Genomic DNA, 17708 nt, shown 5'->3' with positions numbered 1-17708 from the left:
TTTTATGATTTATAAAATTTAGGTTCTTTGATTTTATTGGACAGTGGATATTGATGAAGTTTATCGGCGTAGGACGTATTAATCTCGATGATTTTCTCATGTTGAGAATTAACTAAGCATTCTTGCTGAGACATTATTTTTTCAATGAGATTAAAAAACTTTTTCTTATTTTCTGTTATATAAAGGCCTTTATTAGGCTCAAAGAACGTGAATATGATTTTATCGTTAATATGTTTAATCGTGATCCCCATAGCATGATCTTTAGTTAGAAAATCACAAATGGTATCTTTCTGTTGCTGTAGTCGGTTATTAATACGCTGTTTGAATTGCTCAAAGGTTATATAATTTTTTGGATTTAATTTTACATTATTATCAATAATCGTATAGGCGTCATATTTTATATTATATTGGCTATTTCTTTGTGTTATTTGATACTTAATGATTTTTTTCTGGTGGTTTTTAACTAATTCAAAAAATGGTTTAATGCCGTTGATTGATAAATCAGTCATTGCAAAGTTAGAACATTTTTTCTTGATTTCTCGAACAGTTGATTTTATTAAATTAACTTCAAATTGACTTTTCATTTTTAATATATTATCCCGGGCACTTGCTGATGTGGAATAGGTATAAAAATATAACTGATGTAATAATTTTTTAAAATCAATGGCATCATCTTCTCCTATATTATCCAGTAATAACGCACTGTTTTTAAAAAATACGGCATTGATTGAGTTAAGCATGTTTCTTTGTTTTAACTCTCTGTCATCATTTGGAAAATCAAATTTTTTTATGGCATGGTCAATATGCAGAACATAATCAATTATTTTCTGTCTATAAATAATTTGACAAAAGGCATCATTTAAAAAAGTATGATAATGGTGAATATTCTTCTTGGAGTTATGTGTTTTTTTCAATGCTATCGCCAGATTTTTTATATATGTTTTTTCATCATTTGCATGGGCATAAAATAAGAAAGCATGTGTTAATCCATAACAGACACCTTTTTCGGCTTCTTGAATATTTTTAATACCGATTATATTACGGGAAAACTCATTTTTAACGGTATCTTTAAAATGATCTGTTAATTTTATCTGTTTAAACTTAATACTGACTCTTTGGGGAATAATCATAATCATCCTCAATATTTTTGTGAAAATATAGAGGTTAATGATATGAAATGAGGGGAATATCATTTTCATATAACGATGAAAAAACAAAGGTCAACCCGTTTCCGGATTGACCTTTTAACACAAAGCTTAATAACTAAGATTATGCGTTTTCGTTTTGTACCGCTTGAATCGCAGTCAGTGCAACAGTGTAAACAATATCGTCTACCAGTGCGCCACGGGATAAGTCGTTAACGGGTTTACGCATACCTTGCAGCATTGGACCGATAGAGACTAAGTCAGCAGAACGTTGTACTGCTTTATAGGTGGTATTACCGGTGTTCAAGTCTGGGAAGATAAACACAGTTGCTTTACCCGCAACTGGCGAGTTTGGCGCTTTAGATTTTGCCACATCAGCCATTACCGCAGCATCGTACTGTAATGGGCCGTCGATCATCAGGTCAGGGCGTTTTTCTTGAGCTAAACGTGTTGCTTCACGTACTTTCTCAACATCACTACCCGCACCGGAATTACCCGTAGAGTAAGAGATCATTGCAACGCGAGGTTCGATACCAAACGCTTTTGCTGAATCCGCAGATTGAATTGCAATTTCAGACAGTTGCTCAGCTGTTGGATCTGGGTTAATCGCGCAGTCACCATAAACAAACACTTGCTCTGGCAGCAGCATAAAGAATACAGAAGAAACTAATGAGCTACCTGGTGCAGTTTTGATTAACTGTAATGGTGGGCGAATGGTGTTTGCAGTTGTATGAACAGCACCAGAGACTAGACCATCTACTTCGCCTTTTTCCAGCATCAATGTGCCCAGAACAACGTTATCTTCCAGCTGTTCACGAGCAACGACTTCGGTCATGCCTTTGCTTTTACGCAGTTCGACTAAACGAGCAACATATTCTTCGCGAACTTTAATTGGGTCAACGATTTCGATGCCAGCGCCTAATTCGATACCTTGAGATGCCGCAACGCGGCGGATATCATCAGGATTACCTAACAGTACGCAGGTTGCGATACCACGTTCAGCACAAATCGATGCTGCTTTAACGGTACGTGGCTCATCACCTTCTGGTAGCACGATGCGTTTGCCTGCTTTACGAGCCAGTTCAGTTAACTGGTAACGGAATGCAGGAGGAGACAGACGGTTAGGACGCTCAGAATCAGCAACCAGAGATTCAATCCAATTACTGCTAATGTGGCGAGCCACATAGTTTTGAATTTTTTCGATACGCTCATGGTCATCAGCTGGAACTTCAAGGCTGAAACTTTGCAGATTCAGCGAAGTTTGCCATGTGTTGCTGTTCACCATAAACACAGGTAAGCCCGTTTCAAATGCTTGTTCACAAAGTTTGCGAATAGGTGCATCGATATCATAGCCACCAGTTAGTAAGATAGCCCCGATTTCTACGCCGTTCATTGCCGCCAAAGAGGCAGAAACCAGCACGTCAGGGCGGTCAGCTGAAGTCACTAACAATGAACCTGGGCGGAAGTGTTCCAGCATGTGTGGAATGCTACGTGCGCAGAAAGTGACGGATTTAACGCGGCGAGTGTTGATTTCACCTTCGTTAACGACTTTTGCATTTAAGTGTTTTGCCATGTCGATTGCACGAGTGGCAATTAGGTCAAAGTTCCAAGGAATTGACGCTAATACTGGCAGATTTAAACACTCCAGCGCTTTGGCATCGATATTTGCCACAGTCGCTTTGGTTGAATCATCAAAGATTTCAGACAGGTCAGGGCGAGTACGACCTTGCTCATCAACGGGTGCGTTAACTTTGTTAACGATAACCCCAATGATGCTTTCATTACGTTGGCCACCAAATTCGTTACGAACCAGCTCTAAACGCTCTTGCATTTGCTGGATTGAGCTATTGCCCGGCGCAGTAACAAAGACAATTTCAGCGCCTAAGGTTTTGGCGATTTCGTAGTTCAGTGATTGTGCAAAAGAGTGCTTGCGAGTTGGGACTAAACCTTCGATTAGGATCACTTCCGCATCTTTAGTGTGGTCGTGGTAGCGAGCCACGATCTCTTCCATCAAAATATCTTTCTTTGATGAAGTCAGCAGAGATTCCACATATTCCATTGTTAGTGGTTCAACAATGGTCGTGATGCTGGAGTGTGAACGTAAAACTTCAGTGGTTTGGTCTTTATTACCGGAAACGCGTGGTTGTGCGATAGGTTTAAACACACTCAGCTGGACACCTTTTTGTTCCATTGAGCGGACGACACCCAGACTAACGCTGGTTAAACCAACGCTGGTGCCAGTAGGAATTAGCATAATTGTACGGGACACAGGAACCTCGTTTTTTGGTTACTCTAAAGCAGTACCGCCAGCATAAGGCTGGCGGCAAGAAAGTCTTTATGCTGTTAAGCGTGCAGCATCTTGGGCAATCACCAACTCTTCATTGGTTGGGATAACCAGTGCCGGACGGCTGTTGTCGGTGGTGATAACACCTTCTTTACCGAAACGTGCAGCTAAGTTGCGCTCGTGGTCATATTCGAAACCAAGGATTGCCAGTTTCTTCAGCGTGATCTCACGCACTTGTGCAGAGTTTTCACCGATACCGCCAGTGAAGATAATTGCATCAAGACGACCTTCCATCAGCGCGCTGTACGCACCAACATATTTTGCTAAACGGTGGCAGAACACATCCATTGCACGGGTTGCATCCGCTTTAGTGCCGTAGTTATCTTCAACATAACGGCAGTCGCTAGTCACGCCAGTTAAGCCCAGTAAGCCAGATTCTTTAGTCAGCATTTTGTTGATTTGGTCAACGCTCATGCCTAATGAATCATGTAAGTGGAAAATAATCGCAGGGTCGATATCGCCGCTACGAGTACCCATGACTAAGCCTTCTAATGGAGTTAAACCCATTGATGTATCAACACATTTACCGTTAACGATAGCAGATACTGAACCACCATTACCTAAATGGCAAGTGATAACGTTCAGTTCATCAACTGGCTTGTTCAGTTTTTTCGCCGCTTCACGAGAAACGTAGAAATGGCTAGTACCGTGCGCACCATAACGACGGATGCTGTGCTCGGAATATAACTCGTATGGCAGTGCATACAAGTAAGCTTCTTCAGGCATTGTCTGATGGAATGCTGTATCGAATACCGCTACGTTTTTGGTGATCAGATGAGGGAATGATTTTCTCGCTTCTTCAATACCGATAAGGTGAGCAGGGTTATGTAATGGCGCGAATGGGATTGCCGCTTTAATACCCGCGATGACTTCGTCATCAATAACAACAGAAGAAGTGAATTTCTCGCCACCATGAACAATACGGTGACCGATAGAGGAAATCTGTGCGGACAATTCAGGTTTAGCAGCAAGAATTGTGTTTACGATGAAATTCAGTGCTTCGCTGTGTGCAGCGCCTGCACCTAAAGGTGCTTCATGTTTTTCACCGTCCATTTTCCATTTAATACGAGCTTCAGGTAAATTAAAACATTCAGCTAAACCTGATAGAAATTCATCTCCATTAGTCGGATCGATGATTGCAAATTTCAGTGAGGAGCTACCGCAGTTTAAAACCAGTACCAGCTTACTTGACATGGAAATACCTATCTTAGTTGATGTTGTGAAGCCCGTTATGAGGACACACAGACTTAGTTGAAAAATGTAATTCGCTAGAGCCTAGCGCATTTATATCCGACCAATTCATGATTGATATCATGATATGTGCAAAAAAGTACATGGGTCGATGATTTTACAGGGTTTTCTCGCGCAAACGTTACGTGATGCTGTTAAATAACTGTGAAAAATAAGTCACAGTATCGTGTTGAAATAACGTGCAGAACCCCAATATATCACTGTTGTTGACTTATTAAAGAGAACTATTAAGTAACATAGTTCGGCAGTAATTCTAATTACGGTCGATTCTACTAAAACTATTTTATATTTTATACGTTTTTTTTAAAAATAGGGCGTTTGGTTGATTAAAATCATAAATGCCATATAAAGTGTAGTTATAGCGGTGAGTTACGTATTCAAGAGAATAGCGGGTTTCATTTAAGTTAGCTTAATTAAAGCTAAATTTGTGAAAATTAACTTAAAAACTGAGTGTGCGTTCACGCTGAATTTGACGTAAGCTAGCCATAGATTGATATTGTTTTTGTGATGGCAGATTGAAATTGATAGTCACTGAAAATCAATAGCAGTAAAAAAATGAATAAGTAGTAGGAAATTAATTGATGAGCACAATGCAAAGTACCCCTCCAGGTTTTTTTAAACGCTTCAGATTAGGTAATCACTATCTGAAGGTTTTTCCTATGGAAAAAAAGCTAACGCCACTGTTTCCTGAACTACGTATCAATAAAGCGATTCGGTTTGGGATCCGCTTTATGCCGCCCATTGCGATATTTACGCTGGCTTGGCAAATTGCGTTAGGCGGGCAGTTAGGCCCAGCTGTCGCGACGGCATTATTTGCCTGCAGCTTGCCAATGCAAGGGTTATGGTGGTTAGGTAAGCGTGCCGTTACACCATTACCGGCAGGGTTATTAAGCTGGTTCTATGAAATTCGCGATAAATTCACTGAAGCGGGAATTGCGATGGCACCCGTTGAGCAGCAGCCTGACTATATGGCGTTAGCCGAACTTTTGAAAAAAGCGTTCAATCAGTTAGATCATACCTTTATGGAAGATATCTAAACGGTTCATTGAACCTTATTTAGCATTCGATTTGATAACAAACCGTTATTTAACAGTAATTAACGCAAAATAACTGTTTAGATCAATAAAAGTGATATTTAATCTGTGCATTATCAACATTGAATGCGAAGATTGCAGAAAATTATCAACGGAGAGCTGTGATGGAAATGACCAATGCTGAACGCTTAATTTTATCCAATCAATATAAAATGATGACCATGTTAGACCCAGATAACGCAGAGCGTTACCGTCGTCTACAAACTATCATTGAGCGTGGATTTGGTTTACAAATGCGCGAGCTGGATAGGGATTTTGGTGAACTCAGCGAGCAAACGTGCCGTACGGTTATTGAAGTAATGGAAATGTACCATGCGCTGCAAGTTTCTTACGGCAACATGGAAGACAAACATGGTGTGGATGGCCGTCGTGTGCAGTTTTTGGGCTTTGATGCTGCAACGGAAGCGCGTTATCTGAGTTACGTGCGCTTTATGGTCAATACCGAAGGGCGCTACACCCATTTCGATAGCGGAACTCATGGCTTTAACTCACAAACACCAATGTGGGATAAATATTTAAGAATGCTGAAAATTTGGCAAGCTTGTCCTCGCCAATATCACCTTTCAGCGGTTGAGGTTTCTCAAATTCTCAATGCTTAACCTATCTTTTTAGGTGGACGCATTTACGTCTTGTATTAGGTAGCTGATTTTCTAAAAAAGGGTTTGATGTGAAGTTAAAAGCAAAAGGTTTTTTATTCGATCTCGATGGAACATTGGCGGACTCACTGGCTGTCGTTGAGCGTTGTTGGTGTTTATTCGGCGATAGAATTGGTGAAGATCATCAAGCGATTATCGACTATATCCATGGAAAACCTGCAATGACCACATTGCGCCATTTCCTACCTAATGCAAGCGAAGAAGAGCTACAGAGCCATTTTCGTTGGTTAGAGAAAATGGAAAGCGAAGATATGGACGGTGTTGTTGCACTGCCGGGTGCAACAGCGCTGTTATCTTTACTGAATAAATTAGGTGCCCCTTGGGCGATTGTAACATCGGGCACAGTGCCAATTGCTCACGGACGCCGAGCAGCAGCGGGTTTACCTGAGCCGAAGCACTGGGTCACGTTTGAAAAAGTCTCGAAAGGTAAACCAGACCCAGAACCTTTCCAATTAGGGGCGAAAAGCCTCGAGCTGCCTCCTGAAGAGTGCATTGCCTTTGAAGATGCGCCAGCAGGGATCCATTCAGCATTAAGTGCGGGTTGCCAAGTTATTGCGGTTCATGATCCTGAAGGTATGCCAAGACGAGATGAAATCTCTGCAATTATTAGTACATTAGAACAAATTTCCGTGACAGGCCCTGACAATAACGGCTATTTTGAGCTTTTCGTGTCGAAAAACGTCTAATTGCGATCTAATCAAAGAAATCCTCTGAAAAACATGGTTAACTAACTAAAATCTTTAGCCTGTTTTTTTTCGTCGAAAGGGGATACTTTGAACGGAGAATTGCTGTGGGTGCTAACCCTACTATTGATCGCGGTTGTTCTATTTACTACCAATAAAGTCCGCATGGATGTGGTTGCCTTATTAGTGATTGTGGCGTTTGTATTAAGTGACACACTGACCTTACAACAGGCAACGGCGGGTTTTGCGGATCCTAACGTTTTGTTGATTGCCGCTCTATTTGTCATCGGTGATGGTCTGGTTCGTACCGGAATTGCCTACCAAATGGGGGAGTGGCTCGTCCGAGTCGCAGGCAGCAGCGAAAGTAAAATGCTGGTCTTTTTAATGATGACGGTGGCGGGGCTCGGTGCATTTATGAGCTCCACTGGCGTGGTCGCTATCTTTATTCCGGTAGTGCTCAGTGTAGCGGCACGGATGAAAACCTCACCAAGTCGATTAATGATGCCGCTGGGCTTTGCTGGCTTAATCAGCGGCATGATGACATTAGTCGCAACACCGCCCAACATGGTGGTGAACAGTGAATTAGTTCGCGAAGGATTACCCAGCTTTCAATTTTTCTCAATTACCCCGATAGGGCTGCTTATTTTAATCGCGGGTATTGGCTATATGTGGCTAACTCGTCGCTGGTTAGGGAGCAATGAGCCGGATAAACAACCTGTTAAATATCAACGCAGTTTCCGTGACCTGATCCGCGATTATAAATTAGCAGGACGCGCTCGCCGATTAGCTATTCGTAAAGGCTCTTCACTGATAGGACACACGCTTGATGAGCTTCATTTACGTTCCCGTTATGGTGCAAACGTGGTGGGGATTGAGCGCTGGCGTAAGTTTCGCCGTGTGATGGTGAGTGCAACGGGGGGAACTGAGCTACGCGAGCGCGATGTTTTGCTGATTGATATTTCAGTGACTGACGATGAACTACGCCAATTTTGCAGTGAGCAACTTCTTGAACCGATGATCTTGCGTGGGGATTATTTTTCCGAGCAATCAAGGGATGTCGGGATGGCGGAAGTTTCCATGAACCCAGACTCAGAATTATTGGGTAAAACGTTACGAGAGATTAAATTTCGTACCCGATATGGTTTAAACATCGTAGGGATCCGCCGTGATGGAAAGGCCCTTGATGGAAAGCTAGTGGATGAACCTCTGCGCTTAGGGGATATTTTGCTGGTCATTGGAGACTGGAAGCTGATCCGTATTCTATCGACCAAACCACGTAATTTTATCGTATTGAACTTAGCCGCTGAAGTTGAGGCCGTTGCCCCAGCCTCCTCACAAGCCCCTCATGCATTATTTTGCCTTGCACTCATGGTGGCGATGATGGTCACCAATGAAATTCCTAACTTTATTGCGGCATTAATTGCCTGTTTATTAATGGGAAAATTTCGCTGTATTGATATGGAAAGTGCGTATAAGTCAATTCATTGGCCGAGCATTATTTTGATCGTTGGGATGATGCCATTCGCTATCGCTTTACAGGATACGGGGGGGATAGCCCTCGCGGTAGACGCACTGATGAAGGTAGCTGGCGGATTGGGGCCTCATGTCATGCTAGTCTGCCTGTTTATTCTATGCGCGACGATAGGCTTGTTTATTTCCAATACGGCCACTGCAGTATTAATGGCACCGATTGCCATTGCCGCCGCGCGCCAAATGGAAGTCTCTCCGCTACCGTTTGCGATGGTGATTGGTATTGCGGCATCCGCTGCGTTTATGACTCCCGTTTCTTCCCCTGTGAATACATTGGTATTGGGCCCCGGTGGTTATAAATTTGCAGATTTTCTTAAGATTGGCGTGCCATTTACGATAATTGTGATGTTTATCAGCGTGGCTGTGATCCCCGTTTTATTCCCATTTTAAAATAACTTAGGCTCTAAATAGTAGAGCCTAAGTTCTCTTAATATAAATTAAAAATAGTACGAAATATTATTCACTCGGCTACTGTTTCCATCGTGAATACTGCTAGATTGAATTTCACCTTACCAGTGAAAAAATTAGGAGGTTACTATGGCGTAGAATGAAAATATAAATCTGAATGAAAAAGCATTATCGAATTATTATTATGGCTACCTGAAACTTGAAAAATTTTGGGGGCAAGATTTAAAAAGGTTATTTTAACGCATTCGTTAGGTACGGCTGTTGTATTATTGGATGACAAAAAAGAGTTGGGTCCTGTTGCGGATAAAGAAATTTTGACGGATGTTTTTGGGATTTAAATATTTAATTGGAGCAACAACTAATTGTTGGCATATTACATTCTGGACACAGACAGGCAGTGTTTATGAATCATCTTTAGGGTTTTCTTGCAATATCACCGCGAAAGATCATGGAAAGGCAACATTAGGGATTAACGGTGGATCGGAAAGAATGTATGTGAGCTTCCTGAGTTCTTCGAGCGGCTCAACCGCCATTCATATTCGATAATGCAATATCAGGGAAGGTAAAAGTAGGAATGACATTTGCCATTCCTTATATTTTATCAATTACTGATTTCATCTAATGAAAGCGTAAAACTGGGTACAAACGTTTTCATAAAATATTCCATTTCAGGGCTATTGCGCTCCGCGAGCATTTTTTCAAGGCGTCTTTTGGCTAACTTGAATTCGCTATTACCTGCGGATAGCTCTTCTAAACATTTTAAATAGGCACATAAAGTATCTGCTTGTTTTACAATAAAATGTTCTTCTTCAGACTGCAGTTCTTCTACCAGCAAACATTTAAAATCGTCTTGCAACTCTTCTGGCAGCATATCCAACAATTTTTGTTGGGCAAACTTCTCGATTTTTTTATATTCGTGGGCGATTTGCTGATTGTGATATTTAATGGGCGTTGGTAAGTCACCGGTGATGACTTCACTGGCATCATGATACATGGCGAATAGCGCAATTTTTTCGGGGTTGACATTTCCCTCGAATTTGCGGTTTTTAATGACCGCGAGAGCATGTGCCACCATGGCCACTTGTAAGCTATGTTCAGAGACATTCTCGGTACGTACATTACGCATTAGTGGCCAGCGATGAATGAGTTTCATTCTAGCGAGATGGGCAAAAAAGTAACTCATAAGACCCTCATTAATGATGGATTAATCTGCAAAATTATAGCGCTATTACAGCGACAGGGATATCAGAATAATGGAATTTATTCGCTAATAGATTGTTAGTTAAGACAAAGATAATGTCAGTATTAAATTCTATTAAAGATGAATTAATAAATAATATTTTTCAATCTAAAAATAAATACAAATAAAGATGCTCATATTAGGAGGGTCTCAATTGTATTTTTATATTTTATTTCAATTAATATTTGAATGGTTTATTTAAATCATTACAATCAAGATGATATTTAATTGAAAATAATCTGAGGATGAGATGAAATATTTTCCAATAATTTTAGTTCTGTTTTTCTTAGCAGCTGTTTACTTTATTTCTATTATTTAATTAATCTAATAAAGACTATTGAATTTGGAGTTTCATAGAGAAACTTGTTTTTATTAAGATAAAAAAATAGCCCTTATTTGGGCTATTTTATTTTGATAAAACGAAAATTTATTGACGATAGTTTTCTAAGAAACGCCCAAATTTATTGATTGCCATTTCTAAGTCATCTGCATAAGGGAGGGTGACAATACGGAAATGGTCTGGGTGTGGCCAGTTAAATGCGGTTCCCTGAACTAATAGCACTTTTTCTTGCAGTAACAGGTCAAGGATCATTTTTTGGTCATCGTGGATATTAAAACGTTTAATATCAATTTTCGGGAACATATACAGGGCGCCTTGTGGCTTAACACAAGAGACACCAGGAATTTGGTTAATCAGTTCCCATGCACGGTTACGCTGCTCGTATAAACGACCCCCCGGTTGGATAAATTCGCTGATACTTTGGTAACCGCCTAATGCTGTTTGGATAGCGTGTTGCATTGGCACGTTAGCACATAAGCGCATAGATGCCAGCATTTCTAACCCTTCAATATAGCTTTTGGCTTGTTTTTTCGGGCCATTTAATACCATCCAGCCTTGGCGGAAACCTGCGACGCGATAAGTTTTTGATAACCCGTTAAACGTGACAGTCAGTAAGTCAGGTGCCAGTGCAGCGATAGAGTGGTGCTGCGCATCGTCATACAGAATTTTATCGTAAATTTCGTCGGCGAAGATAATCAAACTATGTTGACGAGCAATCTCGACGATTTCCATTAATAGCTCTTTGCTGTACACCGCCCCTGTTGGGTTATTTGGGTTGATGATGACAATCCCGCGGGTACGTGGGCTGATTTTCTTGCGGATATCGTCAATATCGGGCATCCAGCCTTGTTGTTCATCACACATATAGTGAACAGCATTACCGCCCGATAGCGAAACAGCCGCTGTCCAGAGTGGATAGTCAGGGGCTGGAACCAGCATTTCATCGCCATTGTTTAATAGCGCTTGCATGGCTTGAACGATTAATTCAGAAACACCGTTACCGATATAGACATCTTCAACGGTCATATCGTGGATATCACGGGCTTGGTAGTGTTGAACAATTGCCTTACGCGCGGAATATAAGCCCTTGGAATCACAGTAACCTTGCGAGCTTGGCAGATTGCGCAGGACATCAACGAGGATCTCATCAGGTGCTTCAAAGCCAAACGGTGCCGGGTTACCAATGTTCAGTTTTAGGACTTTATTGCCTTCTTCTTCTAAGCGTTTCGCTTCTTTTAAAACTGGCCCACGAATGTCATAGCAAACATTATCGAGCTTATTGGATTTCATTATCGTATTCATGGTTCTCTCATTACCCTAACGGGCTCGCAATCATAGGGGACTTCCGGCGTTACTATCTACTGTACTCCTCCCTCGGAAGCTTTTGAAGATGCTAGATAATTTTTGGTGCAAAAGGTTGGTTTAGACATAAAACAGATATATGCTATCTTAAAGTATTGAATAAGTCAGATGATGGTTCTTATTATGGCTATTAAGTTGGAATCTAATTCTGATAATTATCGTGGTTTTGGAGTGTGTTAGTGAATGAGTCGTAAAAAAATGGCGGAAAAGTCGCGTAATGACAAAGTGACAAAAATTGTATCACTCTGTAAGTTTGCATCTTAAATCATTAAATTAGAAATAAATTTAACTATTGGTCGGGGCGTTTTGGGTGGTTTTTGGCTTTTTTTGTTAGCAATATTGATTATTTTAATGAGAATATTCTTAGTGAAACCGTGGTTATAATGTTTAGTGTATTGATAATTAATAAAATTGTTAATTTACATCATATGTTACATAAAGAGCTTACATTAAAATAATTGCAACTACATTAAATATGTTACTATTTAGTCTTCTTCAATTAATTCGTGCTTATTGAGTTTTACGTTAATCAACCCCGCTTTAATTGATAGAAATTTAAAACGCTAATTGGATAATTAAGCTGTTTAAGTTAATTATCAAATAGATATAGCAATATAGAGTATTGAATACAATAAATGCAGATCTATGGATTAGAAATGCAAAAAGTTGGATTATTTTTAAGACTCGCTGATTCTCACGGAGGAGAGCAGAAACACCAGGTATCATAAAATTATATAAAGAGAATGTACGATGATAAATTCCAATCGTCCCATAATGAACTTAGATCTCGATTTACTACGCACATTTGTCGCAGTGGCTGATCTTAACACTTTTGCCGCTGCTGCTGCCGCAGTATGTCGAACCCAGTCCGCTGTTAGTCAGCAGATGCAACGTTTAGAGCAATTAGTTGGTCGTGAATTATTTGCACGCCACGGGCGTAATAAGCTATTAACCGCCCACGGTTTGCAATTACTCGGCTATGCGAGACAGATTTTACGTGCTAATGACGATGCCACCGCATCTTTAACCTATAACGATGCAGACGGTGAATTGCGTATCGGGGCATCCGACGATACAGTCGATATCTTATTACCTTTCTTACTAAACCGTATTGCCTCCGTATTTCCACGCATCGCGGTAGAAGTGAGAATTAAACGTGCTCAGTTTATTGAGTCAATGTTAGATAATCATGAAATTGATTTAGCATTGACGACAAGCCGTATTCCTCAGCACCCAAAAACAGCATTAAGAACTGTCCCGATTTTATGGCACAGCGCACCTGATTTTCAGCTACGTACAAATGAGCCAATTCCATTGGTGGTAATGGATGAAACGAATCCATACCGTAAGTTATGTACTCAGGCATTAGATGAAGCAGGCTTACCATGGCATGTGGCTTATGAAGCTGCATCATTACCCGCTGTTCGTGCCGCGGTGAATGCAGAAGTCGGAGTGACTGCTCGCCCAATGGAAATGCAAAACGCAGATCTGCGTGTTTTAGGTGAGTCAGATGGTTTACCGCGTCTACCAGATATTCAGTACTGGTTATATAAAAATGCGGATGAGCAAAAAGATTTTGTGCTCACTGTCTTTAATGCCATTGAAAACAAAAAAATCTCTTATGCTGTTGCTGACCAAACTGAGAACAGCGCCCAATAAGAGAGCAATTTGTCCTTATCGATAAAATAGGGTTTTTATCAATGATAAGTGGCAAACATACATAGAGTGACATTATCCGGCTGAATCAGTTAATCCTGACTCAGCCGTTTTATTTTTATGAATATCCCACCTGAAAACCGCCTTCACAATTTTACGCATTCCAATTGTTATCAAAATGTTCTTAACTGAAATTTACTGACCGTACTCATTAAGTGGTTAATAGGGGAGGAAGGCGATTTTTGCAGTACGATATTTTACTTAAGAATGAGGTGATAAAAAAGTGAACAATGTTTCTGTTCAATAGGTGACAAAATACACGAATTAACCACTTATTAAGTATGGATTTACGCGTAAGAGCATGAAATAATTGTGATGTATATGGCATAACATGAAATTCATTAGTTAGTTAACGATTTGTTACGCTGTTAACAATATTTATTTGCTGAATTGATAAAATAGCTGAGAGTAGTCATAGGCTTAGTGGGGATGATGAATAAAAATTCGTTACTGCCTCTTAAATTAAATTCGGATGTTATGTAAACAAATTGAGTATTTTTTCAATAAATCTGTGCGTTAGATCAAATAAAAAGCACATTTTTTCGTCTGTTAAGACAGGTTTTTCCTGAGATAATGGTGTAGTAAAAGCGAATAATCAGTTAGACTACTTTGCGTGTTTATTTGTGTATAGTAACACTGACACGTTTTAGCAGTTAATGAGTTATTTTTGTTTCGCAGATGTTTTTCACGTGTGAATTATTTGTAATAAATACGGTTATTTTGTCTCATTTGAGCAAAATAAAATGTAGTGAGAGAGGGGCAAACCAAACAGCGGTCGTCAGGCTGATTTTAGTTTGGGGGATCTTTTAGTTTTGAGGTCAATTTTGGTCTTTCTTCTCGATTAACTGGGCAATTGTGGTGCAATACTGCCGTGTTATAAAAAAGAGCAGTTAAGTACCATAAGTAATGAGTAAGCAACGAGTATGTCTACATCAATCCTAGAGTTAGCCCATAACTGGGGCTTTGCTATATTCCTTCTCGGCGCTATTGGTCTTTGCGCTTTCATGTTGACCGCAGGTCATTTCTTGGGTAGCCGCGCCAAAGCCAGAACAAAACACGTTCCCTACGAGTCAGGTATTGACTCTGTCGGTAGTGCTCGTCTTCGTATGTCAGCCAAGTTCTACTTGGTCGCGATGTTTTTCGTGATCTTCGATGTGGAGGCTATGTTCTTATTTGCATGGTCTGTCGCCATCCGCGAAGCGGGATGGGTCGGTTTCATCGAAGCCGCTATTTTTATCTTGGTATTGTTGGCGGGATTATTTTATCTGATTCGCGTTGGTGCACTCGATTGGACTCCAATCCGTTCACGTCGCGCAGTTAAAGGTCCTAGTGAAGTTATTAAAATCAGCAATCGTCATCCGCAGTAAAAAGCGAGGCATTATACAATGGATTATACGCTCACCCGCATAGATCCGAACGGTGAGAACGACCGTTACCCACTGCAAACTCAAGAAATCGTTACTGATCCCCTTGAGCAGCAAGTTGAAAACAGTGTGTATATGGGGAAATTATCCCATGCACTTCATGATGTGGTGAACTGGGGACGTAAAAACTCTCTGTGGCCATACAACTTCGGTCTTTCATGTTGCTATGTAGAAATGGTGACGTCGTTCACGGCTGTTCATGACGTAGCCCGCTTTGGTGCGGAAGTACTGCGTGCTTCTCCTCGTCAAGCCGACTTTATGGTTGTTGCGGGAACTTGTTTTACCAAAATGGCTCCCGTCATCCAGCGCCTTTATGACCAAATGCTTGAACCAAAATGGGTTATCTCCATGGGGTCATGTGCGAACTCAGGTGGGATGTATGACATCTACTCTGTTGTTCAAGGCGTCGACAAATTTATTCCCGTGGATGTGTACATTCCAGGCTGCCCACCACGCCCTGAAGCCTATATGCAGGCTCTCCTTCTGTTACAAGAATCCATCGGCAAAGAACGTCGCCCACTTTCATGGGTTGTCGGTGATCAGGGTGTTTATCGTGCGAATATGCAGTCAGAAAGAGAAAGAAAACACGGTGAACGTATCGCAGTAACCAACCTGCGTACCCCTGACGAAATTTAAGGCTTTTAGCCATACAGCGTAACAGAGCAATGTTGTTGCGAAATAATAAACCTGATCAAGCGTTATGGTGAAGAATGATGACAGATCAGATAGCGCAAGCGAGTCATAATCAGCCAGAATGGCAGACACAAGATCACATTAATGATCCTGTGCTTCTGGAACTGCGCAACCAATTTGGCCCGGATGCCTTTTCAGTTCAAGCAACCCGCACTGGCATGCCAGTGGTTTGGGTACGCCGTGAACAATTACTGGAAATTGTAGATTTCTTACAGAAACTACCTAAACCTTATGTGATGTTGTTCGACTTACACGGAGTCGATGAACGCCAGCGTATTCATCGCCAAGGTCTGCCTGAAGCGGACTTTAGTGTGTTCTACCACATCATTTCCATTGACCGAAATCGCGACATCATGTTGAAAGTGGCTCTTAATGAGAAAGACTTAAACGTGCCATCGGTGGTTTCTTTATTCCCCAATGCCAACTGGTATGAGCGTGAAGTATGGGACATGTTCGGGATCACCTTCCAAGGTCACCCGAATTTACGTCGCTTGCTGATGTCTCCAAGCTGGGAAGGTCATCCGCTGCGCAAAGATTACCCTGCGCGCGCCACGGAATTCGATCCCTTTGTTCTGACTAAGCAAAAGCAAGATCTGGAAATGGAAGCATTGACTTTCAAACCAGAAGAGTGGGGCTTAGATCGCGGAAATGAAAACGAAGATTTCATGTTCCTGAACTTGGGTCCAAACCACCCATCTTCTCACGGTGCATTCCGTATCGTGTTGCAATTGGATGGTGAAGAGATTGTTAACTGCGTTCCCGATATCGGCTACCACCACCGTGGTGCAGAAAAAATGGGTGAGCGTCAGTCATGGCATAGCTATATTCCTTATACCGACCGTATCGAATACCTCGGCGGTTGTGTGAATGAAATGCCATATATTCTTGCGGTTGAAAAACTGGCAGGTATTGAAGTACCGGATCGCGTAAAAACTATCCGTGTCATGATGTCTGAACTGTTCCGTATCAACAGTCACCTACTGTATATCAGTACCTATATTCAAGACGTTGGTGCGATGACGCCAGTGTTCTTTGCGTTCACTGATAGACAAAAAGTGTACAACGTGATTGAAGCGATCACTGGTTTCCGTATGCACCCAGCATGGTTCCGCATCGGTGGGGTTGCTCACGATTTACCGCGTGGCTGGGATAAATTACTGCGTGAATTATTAGACTGGTTACCGAAACGCCTAGAATCCTATGTGACTTCTGCGCTGAAAAACTCCATTTTGAAAGGTCGTTCTATTGGTGTGGCATCTTACACCAAGGAAGAGGCATTAGCGTGGGGCGTGACAGGTGCAGGCTTACGTGCAACGGGTGTGGATTTTGACGTACGTAAAGCACGTCCTTATTCAGGTTATGAAAACTTTGAATTCGACATTCCAATCGCCCACAACGGTGACTGCTATGACCGCGTAATGATCAAAGTGGAAGAGATGCGTCAAAGTATCCGTATTCTTGAGCAGTGTCTGAAGAATATGCCTGAAGGTCCATTTAAAGCTGATCATCCACTGACAACGCCGCCGCCGAAAGAGCGCACATTGCAGCATATCGAAACCCTAATCAACCACTTCTTACAAGTGTCTTGGGGCCCGGTAATGCCAGCTAACGAATCATTCCAGATGGTTGAAGCAACCAAAGGGATCAACAGCTACTACCTAACCAGTGACGGCAGCACCATGAGCTATCGTACACGTATTCGTACCCCGAGTTATGCGCACTTGCAGCAAATTCCGGCGACAATCAGAGGTAGCTTGGTTTCTGACTTAATTGTCTATCTGGGTAGTATCGATTTTGTAATGTCGGATGTGGATCGCTAACC

13 protein-coding genes are annotated in these 17708 nt (G+C 41.5%); 8 read left to right on the top strand and 5 right to left on the bottom strand.

The window, feature by feature from the left end; all coding sequences use genetic code 11:
* Window positions 1-2: 2 nt before the first annotated feature.
* The 3 genes from H0913_RS11790 to ackA all read right to left on the bottom strand — a co-directional run bounded on the left by H0913_RS11790 (window position 3) and on the right by ackA (window position 4683).
* Window positions 3-1130 carry a hypothetical protein gene (locus H0913_RS11790; protein ID WP_181477308.1) on the bottom strand — a complete coding sequence of 376 codons (1128 nt, stop codon included), beginning with the start codon at window positions 1128-1130 and terminating at the stop codon, window positions 3-5.
* 139 nt (window positions 1131-1269) lie between these two features.
* A complete protein-coding gene (pta, locus tag H0913_RS11785; RefSeq protein WP_154600249.1) occupies window positions 1270-3399 on the bottom strand; it encodes a phosphate acetyltransferase in 2130 nt (709 codons plus the stop codon).
* A gap of 81 nt (window positions 3400-3480) precedes the next feature.
* The gene (gene ackA, locus H0913_RS11780) at window positions 3481-4683 is read right to left on the bottom strand and encodes an acetate kinase (protein WP_036952711.1); all 1203 of its coding nucleotides are present in this window, start codon (window positions 4681-4683) and stop codon (window positions 3481-3483) included.
* Window positions 4684-5321: 638 nt separating this feature from the next.
* Between ackA and yfbV the strand changes: the two genes are divergently transcribed.
* From yfbV to H0913_RS11760, 4 genes are all read left to right on the top strand, one after another.
* Complete coding sequence (yfbV, locus tag H0913_RS11775) at window positions 5322-5777, top strand: terminus macrodomain insulation protein YfbV (protein ID WP_036952713.1); 456 nt, start codon at window positions 5322-5324, stop codon at window positions 5775-5777.
* Window positions 5778-5938: 161 nt separating this feature from the next.
* Window positions 5939-6433, top strand: coding sequence for a YfbU family protein (locus H0913_RS11770; protein ID WP_036952716.1), 495 nt, complete (start codon window positions 5939-5941; stop codon window positions 6431-6433).
* Between the two features lie 68 nt (window positions 6434-6501).
* Window positions 6502-7176 carry a sugar phosphatase gene (locus H0913_RS11765; RefSeq protein WP_181477307.1) on the top strand — a complete coding sequence of 225 codons (675 nt, stop codon included), beginning with the start codon at window positions 6502-6504 and terminating at the stop codon, window positions 7174-7176.
* An 87-nt stretch (window positions 7177-7263) separates the two neighbouring features.
* Window positions 7264-9093: an SLC13 family permease gene (locus H0913_RS11760; RefSeq protein WP_154639262.1), complete on the top strand. Its 1830-nt coding sequence runs from the start codon at window positions 7264-7266 to the stop codon at window positions 9091-9093.
* 619 nt (window positions 9094-9712) lie between these two features.
* Here H0913_RS11760 and yfbR read toward each other — a convergent pair.
* Together yfbR and H0913_RS11750 are read right to left on the bottom strand one after the other, a co-directional pair.
* Window positions 9713-10294, bottom strand: coding sequence for a 5'-deoxynucleotidase (gene yfbR, locus H0913_RS11755; protein ID WP_181477306.1), 582 nt, complete (start codon window positions 10292-10294; stop codon window positions 9713-9715).
* A gap of 484 nt (window positions 10295-10778) precedes the next feature.
* Window positions 10779-11993 (bottom strand): pyridoxal phosphate-dependent aminotransferase, encoded by a 1215-nt coding sequence (locus H0913_RS11750; RefSeq protein WP_154602878.1) that lies wholly within the window; start codon window positions 11991-11993, stop codon window positions 10779-10781.
* Between the two features lie 810 nt (window positions 11994-12803).
* Between H0913_RS11750 and H0913_RS11745 the strand changes: the two genes are divergently transcribed.
* From H0913_RS11745 to nuoC, 4 genes are all read left to right on the top strand, one after another.
* The gene (locus H0913_RS11745; protein ID WP_154602877.1) at window positions 12804-13712 is read left to right on the top strand and encodes a LysR family transcriptional regulator; all 909 of its coding nucleotides are present in this window, start codon (window positions 12804-12806) and stop codon (window positions 13710-13712) included.
* A gap of 980 nt (window positions 13713-14692) precedes the next feature.
* Window positions 14693-15136 carry an NADH-quinone oxidoreductase subunit A gene (locus H0913_RS11740; protein ID WP_036952734.1) on the top strand — a complete coding sequence of 148 codons (444 nt, stop codon included), beginning with the start codon at window positions 14693-14695 and terminating at the stop codon, window positions 15134-15136.
* Window positions 15137-15154: 18 nt separating this feature from the next.
* A complete protein-coding gene (locus H0913_RS11735) occupies window positions 15155-15829 on the top strand; it encodes a NuoB/complex I 20 kDa subunit family protein (protein ID WP_004912254.1) in 675 nt (224 codons plus the stop codon).
* A gap of 74 nt (window positions 15830-15903) precedes the next feature.
* Window positions 15904-17706 (top strand): NADH-quinone oxidoreductase subunit C/D, encoded by a 1803-nt coding sequence (gene nuoC, locus H0913_RS11730; protein WP_181477305.1) that lies wholly within the window; start codon window positions 15904-15906, stop codon window positions 17704-17706.
* The last annotated feature ends 2 nt before the right edge of the window (window positions 17707-17708 follow it).

The organism is Providencia rettgeri, assembly GCF_013702265.1.
Lineage (GTDB): Bacteria > Pseudomonadota > Gammaproteobacteria > Enterobacterales > Enterobacteriaceae > Providencia > Providencia zhijiangensis.
The sequence above is the reverse complement of the archived record's forward strand: the minus strand, read 5'-3'. Positions and strand labels throughout refer to the sequence as shown.

Excerpts from the sequence above, each read along its gene's own strand:
- pta (WP_154600249.1), bottom strand. The coding sequence starts at position 3,399 with ATGCTAATTCCTACTGGCACCAGCGTTGGTTTAACCAGCGTTAGTCTG.
- ackA (WP_036952711.1), bottom strand. The coding sequence starts at position 4,683 with ATGTCAAGTAAGCTGGTACTGGTTTTAAACTGCGGTAGCTCCTCACTG.
- H0913_RS11770 (WP_036952716.1), top strand. The coding sequence starts at position 5,939 with ATGGAAATGACCAATGCTGAACGCTTAATTTTATCCAATCAATATAAA.
- H0913_RS11740 (WP_036952734.1), top strand. The coding sequence starts at position 14,693 with ATGTCTACATCAATCCTAGAGTTAGCCCATAACTGGGGCTTTGCTATA.
- H0913_RS11745 (WP_154602877.1), top strand. The coding sequence starts at position 12,804 with ATGATAAATTCCAATCGTCCCATAATGAACTTAGATCTCGATTTACTA.
- nuoC (WP_181477305.1), top strand. The coding sequence starts at position 15,904 with ATGATGACAGATCAGATAGCGCAAGCGAGTCATAATCAGCCAGAATGG.
- H0913_RS11790 (WP_181477308.1), bottom strand. The coding sequence starts at position 1,130 with ATGATTATTCCCCAAAGAGTCAGTATTAAGTTTAAACAGATAAAATTA.
- H0913_RS11735 (WP_004912254.1), top strand. The coding sequence starts at position 15,155 with ATGGATTATACGCTCACCCGCATAGATCCGAACGGTGAGAACGACCGT.
- H0913_RS11750 (WP_154602878.1), bottom strand. The coding sequence starts at position 11,993 with ATGAATACGATAATGAAATCCAATAAGCTCGATAATGTTTGCTATGAC.
- yfbV (WP_036952713.1), top strand. The coding sequence starts at position 5,322 with ATGAGCACAATGCAAAGTACCCCTCCAGGTTTTTTTAAACGCTTCAGA.
- yfbR (WP_181477306.1), bottom strand. The coding sequence starts at position 10,294 with ATGAGTTACTTTTTTGCCCATCTCGCTAGAATGAAACTCATTCATCGC.